Raw genomic sequence first — 18,682 nt, 5'->3', positions numbered from 1 at the left:
CTTTCCAGATGGAAGCTCCGGTTCCGGGGCGTTTCAGGTGATCACACCCCCGATCTGGCGGCGGATCGAGGCGTCGGTGATCTTGTGGTCGGCGGCCAGCAGGAACGCCTTGCTGAGGATGAGCGAGAGCCGCTCGTCCTCGAACGGCAGGTACAGCGTGCCGGGCGGCCGGCGGCCCTGGACGATGCACAGGTAGGCGCCGTCCGGTTCCATCAGCACGTTGGCGGACCCGAGATGGATCCGGTAGGTGCGCAGCTCGCCGCGCACCACCAGGTGGCGGCCGTCGAGGGCGCAGCGGCCGGCGATCCGCGTGCGCGGCAGGATGCGCTCCAGCGCGGCGCGGCGGACCTCGGCGCTCGCGGTCAGCGCGCCGAAGGCCGCCGCGCGCCGGTAGGCGGCGTGGCGGTCCTCGCCCCGGTCGGCCCAGTCCGGGTCGGCGGCGATGGAGGTGACGCCGACGAACAGGTCCACGTCCCGCATCGCCTCGCTGAACACCAGCGGCGGGACGTCGGCGAGCGGCGCCTCACACCAGCGCCGGCCGTGCCTGCGCTCGAAGCGGACCTGGTCGGTCGCGGCGTGCTCGACCGTCCAGTCGCCGCCGTCGTCGACCGGCTCGTGGTAGAAGCACGCCCGCCATTCGCCGCCGCCGAACTCGCCGCGCGCCTCGCCGTTGTAGCCGCCGTCGTGCGGGCCGAGGAAATTGGCCTGCCAGCCCCTCTCCTTGAACAGGGCGTACAGCCGCCGGTAGTGGACGATGTGCGCCGCGTACCGGTTGGAGTAGGTCGCGGTCTCCTCTTCCGCGGGGGTGAGGAGGTAGATCTCGCGGAACGCCTGCTTGAACGGCTGCCGGATCTCCTCCTCGACGACGCGCTCCCGCCATGCCCGCACCTCGTCCACGGCCGCCCGGATGGGATGCCAGAGCCGCACCCGCGCGGCACCGCCGCCGGCGGCGCCGGAACCGACCGGCAGGGACGCGCGCCAGACGCCGTCCTCGCCCTGGAACTCCCAGATGAGGCCGCGGACGACGGCGCCGGTGATCGGGTGGTCGCGGTAGTGCTCGCACCATTCGGCGTAGGGCCAGACGCGGTCCTCGGACATGAGGCCCTCGACGCGCGCCCGCTCGCTCGACAGCGTCGCCCGCACCTCCTTGGCGAGCGCCTTGAGCCGCCTCAGCTCCTCGGGGAAGCCGTCCTTGACCGCGGCCGGGGCCGTCCGGGAGGCGCGGCCGTCCGCGCCGGTGAAGGTCATCCGGACGGTCGCCGCGCCTTCGACCGCGACGCGCGCCCGGTGGCCGCCGAGCGTCCGCTCCACCGCGCCGTCCGGGCCCAGGCCGTGGGCGGGGACGGTGCGCTCGACGAGCTGCGCCCGCGTGATGCCCTGCCGCTCGGCCGCCGCCTGGAGCGCCGTGTCGAGCTGCTTGCGCAGCGCGCGGTCCCTGATCGGCGCGCGGAGCCGCCACAGCGCCTCCAGCGCGCGCGGATCGTCGATCGCGCCCAGCGCGTTGATCGCGGCGCCCGCGACCTTGAGATCCCTGACGACGTCGCCGGACACGCTCGCGCGCAGGGCGAGCGAGCGCAGGCGAAGCACGGCCTCCGCGCCGCCGGTGAGGGCCCCCGCCCAGACGATTCCGCGCGCGACGTCCCCATGGTGCGGTTCGACCAGGTGGTGGTACCAGCAGGACCGGTCGGTGCCCGGGGCGTCGTCGTGGGGGCAGTACGGCGCGTCCTCGGCGAGGGCGCGGAGGCACTCGGCGACGTCCTCGCGCGCGGCCGCCTCGTCCATGAGGGCGACGCACGCGCGGTGCCACTTCAGCGTGGGGCGCGGCGCCGAAAGGCTCGCCAGGTGCCGGACGAACCGGGCCAGCTCGGCCGACGGCGCCGCCCGCGCACGCTCCCGGAGCGGGGCGGCCCACGTGCCGTGGACGGGGAGCACCCCTTCGGGCAGGTACGCCTCGTCCACGATCGCCAGCAGCGCCTGGAGGCGGCGGTCGACCCGCTGCCGGTACCCGATCGGGACGTCGGCCCGCGCGAAGCTGCCCTCGACCCGCTTCAGCAGCGGCGCCAGCCCGCGCAGAGCCCCGGCGTCGAGGCGCTCGGCGGCGGGGAGGACTTCTTGGAGGAGCAGGGCGAACCGGTAGCCGTCCTCCCCGGACTCGCAGGCGCGCGCCAGCAGCGCCTGGACCGTTTCGAGGCCGTCGCGCGTGCGCGCTTCCGTGGCGGGGGTGGCGTCGGGCATGCCGGGATGCTGGCAGATCCGACCGACAAAACGCGCCGCGGCGACACCTGTTCAGTGACTTCGTGGTCACCTACGCTCGGGGGGTACCGAGACAGAATGAGGTTCGGGGCGGCCATGGCGCACAGCGTTGTGATCATCGGGAGCGGGTTCGGCGGGATCGGGATGGCGATCCGGCTGCGGCAGGCCGGCGTCCACGACGTGGTGGTCCTGGAGAAGGCCGGCGACCTCGGCGGGACCTGGCGCGACAACACCTACCCGGGCGCGGCCTGCGACGTCCCCTCCCACCTGTACTCCTTCTCGTTCGAGCGCAAGACCGACTGGTCGCGCCGATTCCCGCCGCAGGCGGAGATCCTGGAGTACCTGCGGCACTGCGCCCGCGAGTACGGCGTGCTGGAGAAGATCCGGTTCGGCGCCGAGGTGACCGAGGCGCGCTTCGACGAGGACGCGGCGCTCTGGCGGATCTCCACGACGACCGGTGACCTGGAGGCGCGGGTCCTGGTCTCGGCGTGCGGGCAGCTCAACCGGCCCGAGCTGCCGCCGATCGAGGGGCGCGAGTCGTTCGCCGGCCCGTCCTTCCACTCCTCCCGCTGGGACCACGGCACCGACCTGCGGGGCAGGCGCGTGGCGGTGGTCGGGACCGGGGCGAGCGCGATCCAGATCGTCCCGGAGGTCGCCGCGCAGGCGGCGGAGCTGCTGCTGTTCCAGCGGTCCGCGCCGTACGTGATCGACAAGCCCGACCGGCCGTACCGGGCCTGGGAGCGCGCCGCGCTGCGGGCCGTGCCGGGGCTGTACGCGCTGAGCCGCGCCCGGATCTACGCGCTGTTCGAGGCCCGCGCCCTCGGCTTCATCCGGTACCCGCGGCTGATGGGGGTCATGGAGCGCGGCTTCCGCCGGTTCCTGGCCGAGCAGGTCGCCGACCCCGCGCTGCGCGCCGAACTCGTCCCCGGATACCGCATGGGATGCAAGCGGATCCTGCTGTCCGGCGACTACTATCCGGCGCTGACCAGGCCGAACGTCCATCTGGTCACCGACCCGATCGAGCGCGTCACCCCGGCGGGGATCCGGGCGGCGGGCCGCGCGCACGAGGTGGACGTCATCGTGTACGCGACCGGGTTCCGCTCCACCGAGTTCCTGTCCCCCATGAAGATCGTCGGACGGGACGGCCGGGAGCTGAACGAGGCGTGGCGGGACGGCGCGCAGGCGCACCTCGGCATCACGGTCAGCGGGTTCCCGAACCTGTTCCTGCTGTACGGCCCCTACACCAACCTCGGGCACAACTCGATCATCTACATGCTGGAGTCGCAGTTCCGGTACGTCCTCGGCTGCGTGGAGGCGCTGCGCGGCGCGGGCCTCGACTGGATCGACGTGCGGCCGGACGTGCAGGACGCCTTCACCCGGGACATGCAGGAGCGGATGCGCTCGACCGTGTGGCAGGCGGGCTGCCAGAGCTGGTACATGACGGCCGGCGGCAAGATCGTCAACAACTGGCCGGGCTACACCTTCGCCTACCGCCGCGCGACCCGCCGCCCCGACCCGCGGCACTTCCGCGCGCGCCGCGCTACCGTCCGGTAGCCGACGCGGCCTAGGCTCGGTGCCATGCCGACCGCCTTCATCACCGGCGCGACCGCGGGGATCGGTGCCGCCTTCGCCCGCCGCCTCGCCTCCGACGGGTTCGACCTGGTCCTGCTGGCCCGCGACGCCGAGCGGCTGGAGCGGACCGCCGCCGACCTCCGCGCCACCTACGCCGTGCGCGCCGAGACGCTGCCCGCCGACCTGTCCACCGACGAGGGGCTCGCCGCGGCGGAGGAGCGCGTCCGCAAGGACGTCGACCTGCTGGTCAACAACGCCGGGTTCGGCAACAAGGGCGTGTTCCTCGACGTGCCGGTGTCGGACGAGCTGACCATGCTCCGCGTGCACTGCGAGGCCGTCCTGCGGCTCACGCACGCCGTCCTCCCCGGCATGCTGGAGCGCGGCCGGGGCGGCGTCGTCAACGTCTCGTCGGTCGCGGCGTTCGCGACGCGCGGCACGTACGGGGCCTCCAAGGCCTGGGTCGTGAACTTCAGCCAGGGCGTCGCCGCCGACATCCGGAACCGGTCGCGGGGCAAGGTCCGGGTGATGGCGCTCTGCCCCGGATACGTCCACACCGAGTTCCACGACCGCGCCCAGATGGACATGTCAGGCGTGCCGGAGTTCCTGTGGCTGGACAAGGACGACGTCGTCGCCACCGCCCTGCGCGACCTGCGCCGCGGCGTCCAGGTCAGCGTCCCGGGGGCGCAGTACAAGGCCGTCGTCGGCGCCACGCGGCTGCTGCCGCGCGGGCTCATCGCCCGCCTGTCGTCCACCACCGGCCGTAAATACGATTGATCATTTAGTCAAGGGTCACGGCCTTGTCACGGGCGGTGCGACAAGGCAAGGTGGCAGGGAAGTCGATTCGATGGCGCGCCGGACGACTCTTCCCGCCCCCGTCCGCCGAAGGGTCTTTCCCGATGGGTCACGACCTGGGCTACGCCGCCCTCGCCCTGCTCGCCACCACCGTCTACTACATCGCCTTCCTCGTCTTCCGCGTCTCCGCGCGCCGGATGGAGCCGCTGCGCGGCAGCCGCCCCTTCCGGGTCGCCCGGCTCATGCTGACCGACCCCGTCTGGCTCGGCGGCGGCCTGCTGCTGTTCCTCGGCCTCGGCTACGAGGTCGTCGCCTTCTCCGCGATACCGCTCGCCGTCGCGCAGCCCGTCTTCGCCCTCGGGCTGGTGTTCCTCGTCGCCTTCGCGGTGGGGGTCCTCGGTGAGCGGCTGAGCGTGCGCGAATGGGCGAGCGTCGCGCTGTTCGTCCTCGCCACGGGGCTGATCGGGCTCTCGGCCACGGCCGAGGGCGAGCCGCACGCGGACGCCACCCTCACCGGGACGCTGACCCGCCCGTGGCCGATGCTCGCCGTGTGCGCCCCAGCGGTCGTCGTCGCGGCCCTGGTGTGGCTGGTCGGCGACCGCCGCACGGGCGGGCGGCACGCCCGCAAGCTCGCCGGGGTCGCCTACGGGATCGGCGCCGGCGCCTGCGCCGGGCTGGCCGAGGCCGGCATCCGCGGCATCTCGATCCTCTACGAGGACACCGGCAGCGTGCGGGCCGTGCTGGAGTCCCCCTACCCGTACCTGACGCTCGGCCTCGCCGCGATCGCGCTCGGCCAGTTGCAGGTCGCGCTGCAGCGCTGCCGGGTCGCGATCGTCGCGGTCGTGCTGACCGTCATCGGCCGGACGTACCTGGTCGTCAGCAGCACCGTCCTGTTCGGCGAGCAGTGGCCGCGCGACACCGGGCCGTTCGCGCTGCGTGCGGGCGGCTTCGCGCTGGCGCTGGCCGCGCTGGCGCTGTTCCCCCGGTACGAGGACCCGGTCGCGCCGGTCCGCGCGGCCGCCGGGAAGGGCGTGCGCGCGACCCCCTGATCGCTTACAGTGCCGGGATGGCGCTGCTCTCCCGCCGGCTGCTCGGCACCGCACTGCTCGGAGCCTCCCTGGGGCTCGCGCCGCTCGCCGCGCCGCCCGCGAACGCCGTGCTGGGCGGCGCCCCGGTGCCCGCGGCGCGGTACCCGTGGCTGGCCGCGGTCGGGTCGCCGATCTTCTTCGTCCGGCCGTCCGGGCAGTTCTGCGGCGGCGTGCTGACCGCGCCCGACCGGCTCCTCACCGCGGGCCACTGCGTGTCGATGTTCCGCTCGGTGCCCGGCGTCCTGACGGTCACCTTCGGCCGCGACGACCTGACGAACCGGGGCGGGGAGACGGTCACGGTCAAGTCGGTGCGCGTGCACCCGAAGTACCGCGAGACCTCCTTCAAGGGCGAGACCGTCAGCCACCACGACCTCGCCGTCCTGACGCTCGCCCGCCGCGTGAACCGCCCGTCCGCACCCCTCGGCGCGCCCGGCGACGCCCGCACCGGCGAGATCGCCGGGTGGGGCTTCACCTCCGAGAACGACCTGTTCAACACCCGCCTGCGGGCGGCCCGCGTGCCGCTCCCCGGCGACGCGGCATGCCGGCGCGCGTACGGCGACTCCTTCGACCCGTCCGACATGCTGTGCGCCGGATCGGCCAAGGCCGACTCCTGCCAGTTCGACAGCGGCGGCCCGCTGATCGCCGGCGGGCGCGTGGCCGCGCTCGTCTCCTGGGGCTACGGCTGCGGCAAGCCCGGATACCCCGGCGTCTACGCCAAGCTGGCCTCCATGCCCTGACCCGGCACCCCGGCCGGACGACGGAACCGGCCGCGGAACGTTCCTACCCGCGCGGACGGATAAACTCGCCCGCGTGTCCGAGCCGAAGTTCGAAGTCCAGATGCTGCACGACCGGGTCATGATCAAGACCGAGAAGGACAGCGGTGAGCGCCGCAGCACCGGCGGCATCGTCATCCCCGCGACGGTCGAGCAGCAGAACCGGCTCGTCTGGGGAGAGGTCTGCGGCGTCGGCCACCACGTCCGGATCGTCAAACCGGGCGATCGCGTGCTCTACCACCCCGGCGACCAGTACGAGGTCGAGATCCAGGGCGAGAACTACCTGGTCATGCGCGAACGCGACCTCCACGCCATCGCCAGCGAACGCCCCGAGCACGGCACCGGGCTGTATCTATAGCCTTTCTCTCCTCCTTCGGGCCTTGAAGGCCCTCCATCGTCGAGAAACGCGGGCGATCGCTGGCATCGCTCCGTCTCGCCTTGGCGGCTCGCTGCGCGATCAGATTCTTGCTTCGCTCGAATCTGCCTTCGGACGCGATCGCAGAGGTTGGGGTCGGCGCGTGGTTGCGGTGCCGGTTGAGGTCGCGGCTTTCCTGAAGGCCTCGACGCTCTCGCGGTCGCCTCTTGCCGTGCGGCGGCGGGTGCACGACGTTGTGGAGCGGTCGGCACCCGCACTCGCAGCCGTTTGGAGCCGGGCATCTGCCTGGCTGCCACCCACTCGGTCCGACCCGGCGTTCCGGGCGGCGGGTCAGTGCGCGGCCTCGAACTTCTGGATCACGTCGGCCGGGATGCGGCCGCGGTCGTTGACCGGGATGCCCGCCGACCGCGCCCACCGGCGGATCTCGGCGCTGCGCTCGCGGCTGCCCGCCGTGCGCGCGGCGGGCCGGCCCGCGGTGCGGCGCGCCTTGCGGGCGTGCTCCCGGTAAGGCTCGATGACCTTGCGCAGTTTGGCGGCGTTCTTCTTGTTCAGGTCGATCTCATAGGCCTTACCGTCGAGCGCGAACGCGACGGTTTCCACGGCCTCCCCACCGCTGATGTCGTCGACCAGGTGAACCTTGACCTGCTGCGCCATGAATTGCCTTCCCCTTCGGTCAGTGACGAATGACGGTCCCGTCTTCCATACTAGGCCGCCGGGGAACAGACCAGGTCATCGACGCTGTGCCGGGCATGGCCGCGGCCGCGCGAGGCACCGCCCCATGTCCCGGTATAAAGGCAGCGGACCGGCACACGCGCGACGCCTCTGCAATTCGAACCCTGCCTTGGGGATCTTATTGCCTTTCTGTGTCTATTGCAGCGCTCTCCTCCTTCGGGCCATGGCGGCCCTCCATCGTCGAGCACTGCGGCGATCGCTGGCATCGCTCCGACTCGCCTTGCGGCTCGCTGCGCGATCAGATTCTCGCTTCGCTCGAATCTGCCTTCGGACGCGATCGCGGGCCCCCGGGTTGGTGCGTGGTGCTGTGGTGGTTTCGGTCTTCGGTTCTCAGGGGGTGGCGGGGAAATTGCTGCGGAAGACGTTGTGGGGGTCGTGGTTCGTCTTGATGCCGCGCAGGCGGGTCAGGGTCTCCGGGGTGAACGCGTTCGCCGCGGTCTCCTCGGGGTTGAGGAAGGTGTAAGGCTTGCGGCCGGTGGTGGGCAGTTGGCCGGCCAGCGCGGCCTGCTTCGCGGCGACGGCCTCGGCGGTCGCCGGGTCGGACGGGATTCCGAACATGTAGAGCGCGTAGGGCTCGGTGAGCGGTCCGTGCGGGCTGTCGGACGGCCGGGCGAACGCGCCCTCCAGGTGCCGGATCTGCACGCTCAGCAGGGGGGCGACGGGGTCGGCCAGCAGCGCCTTGACCGCGCCGTCGTCCAGGGCGGTGAGCAGTTCGGCGCGCGAGCGGCCCGCGCCGGGGTCGGTGGGCTCGGCCGTGATGGCGCCCAGTTCGGAGACCGGCATGACCGCCCTGCCGTCGGACAGGGGCCGGGGCAGCCCGTCCAGGGGCCGCAGCAGGTCGCGCGCCTCGTCCGCCGGGCCGAGGTAGGTGGCGTCCACGGCGACCATGGGGTCGGCGCCGGGGAAGTGCAGCAGGTCCAGCCATGCGGTCAACGCGTCCGGGGCCGCGGCGGTGATCCGGCGGTAGGCGTCCATCACCTCGGACGCGTGCTCGGCCGACCACAGCACCCGGCCGCCGTAAAGGTGCGGTGCGGGGTGGAGGGCCAGTTCCAGGGACGTCACCACGGCGACGTCGCCGCCTCCGCCTCGTAGCGCCCAGAACAGGTCCGGGTCGGTGTCCGCGGCGACGCGGCGGCGGCGGCCGTCCGCGTCGACGATCTCCAAGGCGGTGACGGAGTCGGCGACCCAGCCGTGGGCGCGGCCGAACCAGCTCAGCCCGCCGCCGAGGGCGACCCCGGCGACGCTGACCACGGGAGAGCTTCCGGGCAGGCCGGTCAGGCCGTGCGGCGCGACCGCCGCCTGGAGCCGTCCGGAGGCGACGCCCGCGCCGACGCGGGCGCGGCGGGCGGCGGGGTCGATCTCCAGGGCGTCCAGCCGCCGGGTCCGCAGCAGGATCGCGCCCCCGGTGCGGCCCGTGGCACCGTGCCCGTTCGGCTGGGTCGCCACGCCCAGCCCGGCCGCGCGGGCGTGCCGGACGAGCGCGGCGACGTCATCGGCGTCGGCGGCCTCGACCACGGCCTCGACCGGCTGCTCCACGGCCAGGTTCCAGGGGCGGCGCGCGGCGTCGAATTCCGGGTCGCCGGGCAGCAGGACCCGGCCACGGACGGCGGATCGCAGGGCGTCCATCATGTTCCTCCGTAGTTCCAGTTCAGGTGTGCGGAGAACGATCTCCGCAACTCAATCTAGGAGGAAAGAAGACCGGCGATAGAGTGCAATCCCATGACGGAAAACTGGGTCAATCTGGCGGAGCGGATCGGAGCCGACCTCCATCTGGAGCTGCCGGGCGGCGGCGGGCGCCGGGCCGCGCTGACCCGGGCGCTGCGCGCGGCCGTCCGCTCCGGACGCCTGGCCCCCGGCACCCGGCTGCCGCCCTACCGGTCGCTGGCCGCCGACCTCGGCCTGGCCCGCAACACCGTCGCCGACGCCTACGCCGAACTCGTCGCCGAAGGCTGGCTGACCGCCCGCCAAGGCTCCGGGACGCGCGTGGCGCTCGGCGCGCAGCCGGCCCCGGCGCGCCAGGCGGCGCGCTCCGCCGGCGGCCGTTCCCCCGGACCGGCGCACGACCTCCGGCAGGGGCAGCCGGACGCCTCGTCCTTCCCGCGCGCCGCCTGGCTGGCATCGGCCCGCCGGGCGGTGACGGCCGCGCCGAACGAGGCCTTCGGCCCCGGGGACCCGCGCGGGCGCCCCGAGCTGCGCCGCGCGCTCGCCGAGTACCTGGCCCGCACGCGCGGCGTCCGGACCGACGCCGACCGCATCGTGGTCTGCTCCGGCTTCGCGCACGCCCTGCGCCTGCTGTTCGGCGGCGGCCCGCTGACCGGTCCCCTGGCGGTCGAGGGGTACGGCCTGCCCTTCCACCGGGGGCTGCTGGAGCAGGCCGGCGTGCGGACCCGCCCCCTGACCGTGGACGGCGACGGCGCCCGCGTCGACGAGCTCTCGAAAGTGGAGCGCGCCGTGCTGCTCACCCCCGCGCACCAGTTCCCCACCGGCGGTCCGCTGCATTCGCGCAGGCGCACGGCGGTGGTGGAGTGGGCCGCCGCATCGGACGGGCTCATCCTCGAAGACGACTACGACGGCGAGTTCCGCTACGACCGCCAGCCGGTGGGCGCGGTGCAGGGTCTGGCCCCCGACCGCGTCCTCTACATCGGGTCCGCCAGCAAGAGCCTGTCCCCCGCCGTCCGGCTCGGCTGGATGGTGCTGCCCGACCATCTGGTGGACGGCGCGCTCAAGGCCAAGGGCGAGCGCGAGGCGTGGGCGGGCGTGCTCGACCAGCTGGCCCTCGCCGACTTCCTCGACTCCGGCTCCTACGACCGCCACGTCCGCCGCATGCGCCAGCGCTACCGCGCCCGCCGCGACCGCTTCGTCACGGCTCTGGCCGAGCAGGCCCCCCACGTCCACGTGACGGGGATCGCGGCCGGCCTGCACGCCGTCCTGCGCCTGCCGCCCGGCACCGAGACCGCGGCCCTGGAGGCCGCGACCCGGGCGGGAGTGGCCGTCGACGGCCTGTCGATGTTCCGCCACCCCGCCGCCCGCCTCCCGCCCGAGGACGGCCTGGTGGTCGGCTACGCGACACCGCCGGACCACGCCTTCGAGAACGCGCTGCAAGCCCTCGTGCGGGTCCTCGCGCGCCCCGAGCTCAGCCGCCGAACAGGGGCAGGGTCGCCCTGACCGTCTCCACCACGCCGTAGATCAGCGGGATGCCGACGACGGCCCAGGAGACGACGAGACGCGGCACGGCCGTGTCGGTGGCCGTTTCGGGGTTCTCCTCCGGCGCGGGGCCCGGCGTTGACGCCATGGTGCTTCTCCTTCGCTGTCGGGGTCAGGTTGCCGGGCTGGGGTCGGAGACGCGGGCCTCGGCTTCCGCCGCGCGGTGCCGCTCCGCCACCGGGCGGATCAGCAGGTTCGCGGCGAAGCCGATCGCCAGGACCCCGACCATGGTGAACAGGGCGGGCCGGTAGTCGGCGGCCACGAGCGCGCCCGGCTCGCCGCGCGCGTCCAGGAACCGGTTCACGATCAGCGGCCCGGCGATGCCCGCCGCCGACCAGGCGGTCAGCAGCCGGCCGTGGATGGCCCCCACCTGGTAGGTGCCGAACAGGTCCCGCAGGTAGGCCGGGACTGTCGCGAACCCGCCGCCGTAGAAGGAGATGATCAGCGCGGCGAGGGCGACGAAGAACGCGGTCGAGGCGTCCCCGAAGAGGGCCAGCAGGACGTAGGCGGCCATGCCGACGCCGAGGTAGCCGACGTAGGTGCGCTTGCGGCCGATGTAGTCCGAGGTCGAGGACCAGACGAACCGCCCGGCCATGTTGAACATCGACAGCAGGCCCACGAACCCGGCGGCCTCGGTCGCCGACACCGACGTCGAGCCGCCGGAGCGGAAGAAGTCGCCGATCATCGGACCGGCCTGCTCCAGGATCCCGATGCCGGCGGTGACGTTGCAGAACAGCACCGTCCAGAGCAGCCAGAACTGCGGCGTCCTGATCGCGGACGCCGCCGAGACGCCGCGCGGAGCGACTGGCGCCCTGGAGGGCTCCGCCGCGGGCGCGAATCCGGCGGGGCTCCATCCCGGCGGCGGGACCCGCACGGTGAACACGCCGAGCATCATCACCAGGAAGTACGCGGCGCCCAGCGTGACGAACAGCAGCGCGACGGCGCCGCCGGACGCGGGGTCGCCGCCCGGGTCGTACAGCGCCAGCAGCCGGCGCGACAGCGGCGAGGCGACCAGCGCACCGCCGCCGAAGCCCATGATGGCCATGCCCGTCGCGAGGCCCGGCCGGTCCGGGAACCATCTGATCAGGGTCGACACCGGTGAGATGTAGCCGATGCCGAGCCCGATGCCGCCGACGAAGCCGTAGCCGAGGTAGACCAGCCAGAGCTGGCCGAGGGCGATGCCGAGCGCCCCGACCAGGAAGCCCGACGCCCAGAAGCACGCGGCGGTGAACATCGCCCGGCGCGGCCCGACGCGGTCCACCCACGTGCCCATGACCGCCGCGGACGCGCCGAGCATCACGATCGCGATGGAGAAGACGACGCCGACCGCGGTGAGGCTGGCGTCGAAGTGCTTGACGAGCGCTGTCTTGTAGACGCTGGTCGCGTAGGCCTGACCGATGCAGAGGTGCACGGCGAGCGCGGCCGGTGGAATGAGCCAGCGGTTGTACCCCGGTTTCGCGACGGTGTGCCGCAGATCGAGGAAGGAGAGCGCCACGGCGGGCCTCCGGTTCGGGAGCGGATCCGGACAGGTGGTGCACCCCCGACACCGACGACCATAAACACAAACGTGCTACATGAAAACCCCTCCCCGCCACCCATCTGTCGACCGTGCCCCTTGTGGAATCATGAACTCATGTCCGAGCCGGTCAGCGCGCGTCCCCGGGGCCCTGGGCGTCCGGGTTACGACCAGGCGACCGTGTTGCGGCGGGCCATCGAGCTCTTCAACCGGAAGGGCTACGAGGGGACCAGCATGGGCGACCTCGCCGAGGAGCTCGGGGTCGGCAAATCGGCGATCTACCACCACGTGCCGGGCAAGACGCATCTGCTCGCGCTGGCCCTCGACGAGGCCCTCGACGAGCTGACCGCGGTGATCCGCGCGGCCCAGGACGAGTCGGGCGGCACCGCCTACGAGCGGCTGCGCCGGGTGGTGCGGAAGAGCGTCGAGGTGCTGGTCGCCCACCAGCCGGCGGTGACGCTGCTGCTGCGCGTGCGCGGCAACAGCGAGGTCGAGCTCGCGGCGCTCCAGCGGCGCCGCTGGATCGACGCCCGGCTGGCGGAGCTCGTGCGCGCGGCGGCCGCCGAGGGGGCGCTGCGCGGCGACGTGCCGCCCGAGCTGGTGAGCAGGCTCCTGTTCGGCATGGTCAACTCGCTAGTCGAGTGGTACCGCCCGGGGGGCGAGGTGAGCGCGTCCGCCCTGTCGGACGCCATCACCACGATCGCGTTCGACGGGCTGGCCGCGCCGCCGTCCTGAGCCGGCCCGCTCAGGCGTCGAAGTCGACGGTGACGGCGGCGCTGACCGGGTGCGACTGGCAGGTGAGCACGAACCCCGCCTCGACCTCCTCGGGTTCCAGGGCGTAGTTGCGGACCATGTCGACCTCGCCCTCGGTGACCTTGGCGCGGCAGGTGCCGCAGACGCCGCCCTTGCAGGCGAAGGGCAGGTCGGCGCGGGTGGCCTGGGCGGCGTCCAGGATGCGCTCGTCGCGCGGCATCGGGGCGGTGCTCGACCGGCCGTCCAGGACGACGGTGACCTTGCTGGTCTCCCCGGTGACGACCGGGCCCTCGCGCCGCACCTCGGGGGGCGGCTCGTCGACGTAGAACAGCTCGACGTGCACCTTCTCGCGCGGGACGCCGAGCTCGGACAGGACGTCGCGGGCGCCGGTGACCATCGGCAGCGGGCCGCACAGCCACACGTGGTCGACGTCGTCGACCGGCGTGACGGAGGTGAGCAGGCGGCGCAGGCGGTCGGCGTCGAGCCGGCCGGAGAACAGGTCCACCTCGCGGGGCTCGCGGCTCAGCACGTGCACGAGCTGGAACCGGGGGCCGTAGCGGTTCTTGAGGTCGCCGAGCTCCTCGGCGAACATGACCGTCCCGCTCGTGCGGTTGCCGTACAGCAGCCGCACGTGGGAGCCGGGGTGGGTGAGCACGGTGGCCGCGATCGAGATCATCGGGGTGATGCCGGAGCCCGCCGCGATCAGCAGGTGCCGGCCGGGCTCGGAGGGGTCGGCCCGCAGGCTGCCGGACGGGACCTGGACCTCGATCTCGGTGCCGGGGCGGACCTCCCGCACGAGCCAGGAGGAGAACATGCCGTCGGGGATCTCCCGGACGCCGATCCGCGGCCGGGCGCCCGCCGGCGCGCAGATCGAGTACGACCGGCGGTGCTCCCGGCCGTCGACCGTCCGGCGCAGCGTGAGGCTCTGGCCGGCCGCGAACGCGTAGTCGCCGGCGAGTTCGGGCGGGACGTCGAACGTCACCGCCGCCGAGTCGTCGGTCAGCCGGTCGACCGCGGCGACCTTGAGTGGGTGGAACGTCGCAGCCGCCACCGCTAGATCTCCTTCACGTGCTCGAACGGCTCAAGGCAGGCGGTGCACCGGTACAGCGCCTTGCAGGAGGTGGAGCCGAACTCCGAGGTCAGCTCCACGGAGTCCGACCCGCAGCGCGGACAGCGCAGCCTGCGGCGGGTCGGCGCGAGGGTCAGCGCGACGGGCCCGGAGCGCTCCGGGGCCGGGCCGGGCGGCGAGATCCCGGCGGCGGCGAGGGCCGCGCGGCCCCGCTCGCTGATCCAGTCGCTGGACCACGCGGGGGTCAGCTCGATCTCGACCCGCACGTCGGCGTATCCGGCGTCGGTGAGCCGGTGGACCAGGTCGTCGCGCATCGTGGCGAGCGCGGGGCACCCCGAGTACGTCGGGGTGATCGCCACGGTGACCGCGGAGCCGTGCTCCTCGACGCGGCGCAGCACGCCGAGGTCCTCCAGGGTCAGCATCGGCATCTCCGGGTCCCGGACGGACGCGGCGACGGCGTGGGCGGTGCCGGGCACGGCGCTCACCACCGTCCCAGCGGGTGCGCGCGGGCGACGACCTGCATCTCGGCCAGCATCCGGCTCAGCGCCTCGGTGTGGACGCCGTCGCGTCCGGCGCGGCCGGCGAGCATCCCGGTCTGCGGCACCTCCGGCCGCTCGACCCCGCTCGCGGCGAAGACCTGCGCGAGCACGGCGTCGGCGTCGTCCGCGGTGGCGGCCGGGTCCGCGGCCACGCCCGCCTCGGCGAGCGCGCGCTCCACCGGGTGGGTGCGGAACAGCTCGTCGTGGTGGCGCCACACGTCGTCGAGCCCGGCGAGGACGCGGCGGCGCGACTCCTCGGTGCCCTGCGCCAGGGTGAGGAACCACCGGCCCGCGAAGTCGCGGTGGTAGGCCAGTTCCTTGACCCCCTTGGCCGCGACCGCGGCGAGGACGGCGTCGCGGCTGCCGGTGAGCCGCTCGAACAGCGCCAGCCGAGCGGTCGCGAACACCAGGACGCGGGCCATGGTGTGCCCGAAGTCGCCGTTCGGCAGCTCGGCGAGGCGCACGTTGCGGAAGGCGTCCGCGTCCCGGAAGAACGCCAGCGCGTCTTCGGCCGGGACCGGCGAGCCCTCCGGCAGCGCCGGGACGACCGACGGGTCGGCGGTGGCCGCGCGGGCGAGCAGCAGCCGCGCCTGGCCGAGCAGGTCCAGCGCGATGTTGGCGAGGGCGATGTCCTCTTCGAGGTCCGGCGCGTTGCTGCACCACTCGGAGAGCCGGTGCGACAGGACGAGGGCGTCGTCGGCGAGCATCAGGCAGTACGTCGCGAGCGCGTGCGGGTCGACGCCGTCCGGGACGGCCGTGTCGACGCCGGCCAGCGGGTCCTCGAAGTCGGTCCCGAACGCCCACTGGGAGCTGTCGCCGTCCAGAAGCCCGTCGTACACGGAGCCGTGCTGAGAGGCGTGCTGATTCTCCATGGCGGCCTTCACATGTGGGGGACGTTCTCGGGGATCTCGTAGAACGTCGGATGCCGGTACACCTTGTCGCCGCTGGGGGCGAACAGCGGGTCCTTCTCGTCCGGGCTGGACGCGGTGATGGCGTCCGACCGCACCACCCAGATGCTCACGCCCTCGTTGCGGCGCGTGTACACGTCGCGCGCGTGCCGGACGGCCATCTCGTCGTCGGGGGCGTGCAGCGACCCGACGTGCACGTGGTTGAGGCCGCGCTTGCCGCGCACGAACACCTCGTAGAGCGGCCACTCGCTCATGCCTCGGCTCCTTCCTCGCGCCCTGCGTCCGCACTGCTCCGGGCCGCCTGCTTGCGCGCGAAGGCGGTCGCCGCCTCGCGCACCCACGCGCCCTCCTCGTGGGCGCGGCGGCGGTGCGCCAGCCGTTGTGCGTTGCAGGGGCCCTCGCCCTTGATGACGGCCGACAGCTCCGACCAGTCGGGCTCGCCGAAGTCGTGGGCCTGGCGCTCCTCGTTCCACCGCAGGTCGGGGTCCGGGAGCGTGACGCCGAGGGCCTCGGCCTGCGGGACGGTCATGTCGACGAAGCGCTGGCGCAGCTCGTCGTTGCTGTTGCGCTTGATGCCCCACGCCATGGACCGCTCGGAGTTCGGCGAGTTCGCGTCCGGGGGCCCGAACATCATCAGCGACGGCCACCAGAACCGGTTCACCGACTCCTGGACCATCCGGCGCTGCTCGTCGGTGCCGCGCATCATCGTCATCAGCAGCTCGTAGCCCTGCCGCTGGTGGAACGACTCCTCCTTGCAGATGCGGATCATCGCCCGGCCGTAGGGGCCGTAGGACGTCCGGCACAGCGGGACCTGGTTGCAGATCGCCGCGCCGTCCACCAGCCATCCGATGGTGCCGACGTCGGCGTAGGAGAGCGTGGGGTAGTTGAAGATCGAGGAGTACTTCTGCCGGCCGGTGAGGAGCATCTCGGTCAGCTCGGCACGGGAGACGCCGAGGGTCTCGCACGCCGAGTAGAGGTAGAGGCCGTGGCCGGCCTCGTCCTGGACCTTGGCCAGCAGGATCGACTTGCGGCGCAGCGAGGGGGCCCGGGTGATCCAGTTGCCCTCCGGCTGCATCCCGATGATCTCGGAGTGCGCGTGCTGGGCGATCTGCCGGACCAGCGTCCTGCGATAGGCGTCGGGCATCCAGTCGCGCGGCTCGATCCGGTCGTTGCGCGCGATCGTCGCCTCGAACTGCTCGGCGGGCGCCGGCTGCGGCGCGGCCTGCGGCGTCGTCGTCATGGGCTCCTCCCGCTGGGGACCCGGCTGAACTCGGCCTATTTACTGACCGAGCGGTCTGTATTCAGCGTGACACAGGCCGCGCGAGGGTGCAAGAAGGGCGGCACGCCCGGCCCGCGGGACGGCCGGGACCTCAGTCGTCCCAGCTCTCCCACTGCGCTCCCCGGCCCCGCGCCTCGTCGAAGACCAGCCAGGTGCGCGTCGCCCGGACGCCGGGGATGTCCTGGATGCGTTCCAGCACCACGTGCCTGAGCGCCTCGTTGTCCGGGGCCCTGACCAGGGCCAGGACGTCGTAGTCGCCGCCGACCATCGCGAAGTGCTCGACGTAGGGGGTGTCCTGGAGCCGGGCCGAGACCGAGCGCCAGGAGTTCTGCTCGATGGTGACCGAGACGTACGCGCTGGTGCCGAGGCCGGCCTTGTGCGGGGCGAGCTCCGCGGTGAAGCCGGTGATCACGCCCTCGTCCGTCAGGCGGGTCAGCCGCGCGTAGGCGTTGGCGCGCGAGACGTGCACGCGCTCGGCCAGCGCCCGCACCGAGATCCGGCCGTCGCGCAGCAGCTCGGCGATGATCGCGCGGTCCACGGCGTCCAGCCGCGCGGCAGAACGTCCGGGCCGGATGCCCTCAGCCCCCGCCTCCGATGACAATTGGTGCCCCCATAGCCGCCGAACAAGCCATTTGTCGCCCATTGTGCCTGATGTCTTGAGCAGATCGTCGTCCGAGCGGACGATCGAACCGACAACCGTCCACAGGAAGGGAGCGGCGCCATGTCCGTGCGGACACCTCACCAGGAGGCCGAGGGCCTTCTCCCCTCCCCCGTCCCGGTGCGCTTCGTCGCCGAGGACGGCACGGACGCCGGAGCGCCCGCCGGATACAAGGCGCCGGAGGACGGCGCGCTGGTCGAGGCCTACCGCCGGATGGTGCTCGGCCGCCGCTTCGACCGGCAGGCCACCGCGCTGACCAAGCAGGGCCGGCTGGCCGTCTACCCGTCCAGCCGCGGTCAGGAGGCCTGCCAGGTCGCCGGGGTGCTCGCGCTGCGCGAGGACGACTGGCTGTTCCCGACGTACCGCGACTCGGTGGCGCTGGTCGCCCGCGGCATGGACCCCGTCGAGGTCCTCACGCTGCTGCGCGGCGGCTGGCACTGCGGCTACGACCCCGTGGCCACGCGCGTCGCGCCCCAGTGCACGCCGCTGGCCACCCAGACGATCCACGCCGTGGGCATGGCCGACGCCATGCGCCGCAAGGGCGAGGACGGCGTGGTGATGGCGTTCGTCGGCGACGGCGGGACCAGCGAGGGCGACTTCCACGAGGCGCTCAACTACGCCGGGGTCCTGCGCGCGCCCGTGGTGTTCTTCGTCCAGAACAACAAGTACGCGATCTCGGTGCCGCTGGCCAAGCAGACCGCCGCGCCCGCGCTGGCCTACAAGGGGGTCGGGTACGGCATCCGGTCCGAGCAGGTGGACGGCAACGACCTGGTCGCGGTGCTCTCGGTCCTGACGGCCGCCGTCGAGCACGCCCGCTCCGGCGGCGGCCCGTTCCTGGTCGAGGCGCACACCTACCGCATGGACTCCCACACCAACGCCGACGACGCCTCCCGGTACCGCGAGGACGAGGAGGTCGCGCGATGGGAGGCCGCCGACCCGCTCGCGCGGCTGGAGACGCACCTGCGCGGGCGCGGCCTGCTCTCCGCGGAGGACGTCGCCGCGGCGCACGAGGCCGCCGAGGAGTACGCCGCGCGGCTGCGCGACCGGATGGCCGCCGACCCGGAGGCCGACCCGTTCGAGCTGTTCGACCACGTCTTCGCCGAACCCACGCCGCAGCTGCGCGAGCAGCGCGCCCTGCTGGCGTCCGAGATGATGCCCGGAGAGGACTGA

General features: G+C 73.3%; 19 protein-coding genes. 8 read left to right on the top strand and 11 right to left on the bottom strand.

Annotated elements, in window-relative coordinates; all coding sequences use genetic code 11:
* Positions 1-33: 33 nt before the first annotated feature.
* Positions 34-2,235 (bottom strand): DUF4132 domain-containing protein, encoded by a 2,202-nt coding sequence (locus ABWI07_RS32020; RefSeq protein ID WP_353820851.1) that lies wholly within the window; start codon positions 2,233-2,235, stop codon positions 34-36.
* Positions 2,236-2,349: 114 nt separating this feature from the next.
* Between ABWI07_RS32020 and ABWI07_RS32015 the strand changes: the two genes are divergently transcribed.
* The 5 genes from ABWI07_RS32015 to ABWI07_RS31995 all read left to right on the top strand — a co-directional run bounded on the left by ABWI07_RS32015 (position 2,350) and on the right by ABWI07_RS31995 (position 6,836).
* On the top strand, positions 2,350-3,807 hold the full coding sequence (locus ABWI07_RS32015) for a flavin-containing monooxygenase (protein WP_149263688.1): 1,458 nt from the start codon (positions 2,350-2,352) through the stop codon (positions 3,805-3,807).
* 24 nt (positions 3,808-3,831) lie between these two features.
* Positions 3,832-4,599, top strand: a complete 768-nt coding sequence (locus ABWI07_RS32010; RefSeq protein WP_149263689.1) for an SDR family NAD(P)-dependent oxidoreductase — start codon at positions 3,832-3,834, stop codon at positions 4,597-4,599.
* Positions 4,600-4,721: 122 nt separating this feature from the next.
* Positions 4,722-5,666: a DMT family transporter gene (locus tag ABWI07_RS32005; protein ID WP_149263690.1), complete on the top strand. Its 945-nt coding sequence runs from the start codon at positions 4,722-4,724 to the stop codon at positions 5,664-5,666.
* Between the two features lie 17 nt (positions 5,667-5,683).
* Entirely contained in the window at positions 5,684-6,442 is a 759-nt protein-coding gene (locus ABWI07_RS32000; RefSeq protein ID WP_149263691.1) for a serine protease, read from the top strand.
* Positions 6,443-6,515: 73 nt separating this feature from the next.
* Complete coding sequence (locus ABWI07_RS31995) at positions 6,516-6,836, top strand: GroES family chaperonin (RefSeq protein ID WP_149263692.1); 321 nt, start codon at positions 6,516-6,518, stop codon at positions 6,834-6,836.
* Positions 6,837-7,184: 348 nt separating this feature from the next.
* Here the strand turns inward: ABWI07_RS31995 and ABWI07_RS31990 are convergent, their stop codons facing one another.
* On the bottom strand, positions 7,185-7,508 hold the full coding sequence (locus tag ABWI07_RS31990; RefSeq protein WP_149263693.1) for a histone-like nucleoid-structuring protein Lsr2: 324 nt from the start codon (positions 7,506-7,508) through the stop codon (positions 7,185-7,187).
* 408 nt (positions 7,509-7,916) lie between these two features.
* Positions 7,917-9,212: an FAD-binding oxidoreductase gene (locus ABWI07_RS31985; RefSeq protein ID WP_353820849.1), complete on the bottom strand. Its 1,296-nt coding sequence runs from the start codon at positions 9,210-9,212 to the stop codon at positions 7,917-7,919.
* Positions 9,213-9,305: 93 nt separating this feature from the next.
* Between ABWI07_RS31985 and pdxR the strand changes: the two genes are divergently transcribed.
* On the top strand, positions 9,306-10,751 hold the full coding sequence (gene pdxR / locus ABWI07_RS31980) for a MocR-like pyridoxine biosynthesis transcription factor PdxR (protein ID WP_353820848.1): 1,446 nt from the start codon (positions 9,306-9,308) through the stop codon (positions 10,749-10,751).
* On the opposite strand, the gene ABWI07_RS31975 is transcribed toward pdxR, so the two are convergent.
* Together ABWI07_RS31975 and ABWI07_RS31970 are read right to left on the bottom strand one after the other, a co-directional pair.
* Positions 10,720-10,878, bottom strand: coding sequence for an MFS transporter small subunit (locus ABWI07_RS31975; RefSeq protein WP_160161157.1), 159 nt, complete (start codon positions 10,876-10,878; stop codon positions 10,720-10,722). The genes pdxR and ABWI07_RS31975 overlap by 32 nt on opposite strands.
* A gap of 24 nt (positions 10,879-10,902) precedes the next feature.
* Positions 10,903-12,285: an OFA family MFS transporter gene (locus ABWI07_RS31970; protein ID WP_353820847.1), complete on the bottom strand. Its 1,383-nt coding sequence runs from the start codon at positions 12,283-12,285 to the stop codon at positions 10,903-10,905.
* 138 nt (positions 12,286-12,423) lie between these two features.
* Here ABWI07_RS31970 and ABWI07_RS31965 point away from each other — a divergent pair, with 138 nt between their 5' ends.
* Positions 12,424-13,041, top strand: coding sequence for a TetR/AcrR family transcriptional regulator (locus ABWI07_RS31965; protein WP_149263697.1), 618 nt, complete (start codon positions 12,424-12,426; stop codon positions 13,039-13,041).
* 10 nt (positions 13,042-13,051) lie between these two features.
* On the opposite strand, the gene paaE is transcribed toward ABWI07_RS31965, so the two are convergent.
* From paaE to ABWI07_RS31935, 6 genes are all read right to left on the bottom strand, one after another.
* Entirely contained in the window at positions 13,052-14,110 is a 1,059-nt protein-coding gene (gene paaE / locus ABWI07_RS31960) for a 1,2-phenylacetyl-CoA epoxidase subunit PaaE (RefSeq protein WP_149263698.1), read from the bottom strand.
* A gap of 2 nt (positions 14,111-14,112) precedes the next feature.
* Positions 14,113-14,616 (bottom strand): 1,2-phenylacetyl-CoA epoxidase subunit PaaD, encoded by a 504-nt coding sequence (gene paaD / locus ABWI07_RS31955; RefSeq protein ID WP_500208948.1) that lies wholly within the window; start codon positions 14,614-14,616, stop codon positions 14,113-14,115.
* Positions 14,610-15,539 carry a 1,2-phenylacetyl-CoA epoxidase subunit PaaC gene (gene paaC / locus ABWI07_RS31950; protein ID WP_353820845.1) on the bottom strand — a complete coding sequence of 310 codons (930 nt, stop codon included), beginning with the start codon at positions 15,537-15,539 and terminating at the stop codon, positions 14,610-14,612. Before paaC ends, paaD begins: the two co-directional genes overlap by 7 nt.
* A gap of 8 nt (positions 15,540-15,547) precedes the next feature.
* Positions 15,548-15,829 carry a 1,2-phenylacetyl-CoA epoxidase subunit PaaB gene (gene paaB, locus ABWI07_RS31945; protein ID WP_089315753.1) on the bottom strand — a complete coding sequence of 94 codons (282 nt, stop codon included), beginning with the start codon at positions 15,827-15,829 and terminating at the stop codon, positions 15,548-15,550.
* Complete coding sequence (gene paaA / locus ABWI07_RS31940; protein ID WP_149263700.1) at positions 15,826-16,815, bottom strand: 1,2-phenylacetyl-CoA epoxidase subunit PaaA; 990 nt, start codon at positions 16,813-16,815, stop codon at positions 15,826-15,828. The genes paaB and paaA overlap by 4 nt, the downstream gene beginning before the upstream one ends.
* Before the next feature lie 130 nt (positions 16,816-16,945).
* Positions 16,946-17,455 carry an Lrp/AsnC family transcriptional regulator gene (locus ABWI07_RS31935; protein WP_353820844.1) on the bottom strand — a complete coding sequence of 170 codons (510 nt, stop codon included), beginning with the start codon at positions 17,453-17,455 and terminating at the stop codon, positions 16,946-16,948.
* 120 nt (positions 17,456-17,575) lie between these two features.
* Here ABWI07_RS31935 and pdhA point away from each other — a divergent pair, with 120 nt between their 5' ends.
* Positions 17,576-18,682: a pyruvate dehydrogenase (acetyl-transferring) E1 component subunit alpha gene (gene pdhA, locus ABWI07_RS31930; RefSeq protein WP_353820843.1), complete on the top strand. Its 1,107-nt coding sequence runs from the start codon at positions 17,576-17,578 to the stop codon at positions 18,680-18,682.

Source organism: Actinomadura sp. NPDC000600, from assembly GCF_040492135.1.
Lineage (GTDB): Bacteria > Actinomycetota > Actinomycetes > Streptosporangiales > Streptosporangiaceae > Spirillospora.
The sequence above is the reverse complement of the archived record's forward strand: the minus strand, read 5'-3'. Positions and strand labels throughout refer to the sequence as shown.

Bases quoted from the DNA above. Each gene is read 5' to 3' on its own strand.
- ABWI07_RS31985 (WP_353820849.1), bottom strand. From the start codon at position 9,212: ATGGACGCCCTGCGATCCGCCGTCCGTGGCCGGGTCCTGCTGCCCGGC.
- paaC (WP_353820845.1), bottom strand. From the start codon at position 15,539: ATGGAGAATCAGCACGCCTCTCAGCACGGCTCCGTGTACGACGGGCTT.
- pdxR (WP_353820848.1), top strand. From the start codon at position 9,306: ATGACGGAAAACTGGGTCAATCTGGCGGAGCGGATCGGAGCCGACCTC.
- paaA (WP_149263700.1), bottom strand. From the start codon at position 16,815: ATGACGACGACGCCGCAGGCCGCGCCGCAGCCGGCGCCCGCCGAGCAG.
- ABWI07_RS32000 (WP_149263691.1), top strand. From the start codon at position 5,684: ATGGCGCTGCTCTCCCGCCGGCTGCTCGGCACCGCACTGCTCGGAGCC.
- ABWI07_RS32015 (WP_149263688.1), top strand. From the start codon at position 2,350: ATGGCGCACAGCGTTGTGATCATCGGGAGCGGGTTCGGCGGGATCGGG.
- ABWI07_RS31975 (WP_160161157.1), bottom strand. From the start codon at position 10,878: ATGGCGTCAACGCCGGGCCCCGCGCCGGAGGAGAACCCCGAAACGGCC.
- pdhA (WP_353820843.1), top strand. From the start codon at position 17,576: ATGTCCGTGCGGACACCTCACCAGGAGGCCGAGGGCCTTCTCCCCTCC.
- ABWI07_RS31990 (WP_149263693.1), bottom strand. From the start codon at position 7,508: ATGGCGCAGCAGGTCAAGGTTCACCTGGTCGACGACATCAGCGGTGGG.
- ABWI07_RS32005 (WP_149263690.1), top strand. From the start codon at position 4,722: ATGGGTCACGACCTGGGCTACGCCGCCCTCGCCCTGCTCGCCACCACC.
- ABWI07_RS31965 (WP_149263697.1), top strand. From the start codon at position 12,424: ATGTCCGAGCCGGTCAGCGCGCGTCCCCGGGGCCCTGGGCGTCCGGGT.
- ABWI07_RS32010 (WP_149263689.1), top strand. From the start codon at position 3,832: ATGCCGACCGCCTTCATCACCGGCGCGACCGCGGGGATCGGTGCCGCC.
- paaB (WP_089315753.1), bottom strand. From the start codon at position 15,829: ATGAGCGAGTGGCCGCTCTACGAGGTGTTCGTGCGCGGCAAGCGCGGC.
- ABWI07_RS32020 (WP_353820851.1), bottom strand. From the start codon at position 2,235: ATGCCCGACGCCACCCCCGCCACGGAAGCGCGCACGCGCGACGGCCTC.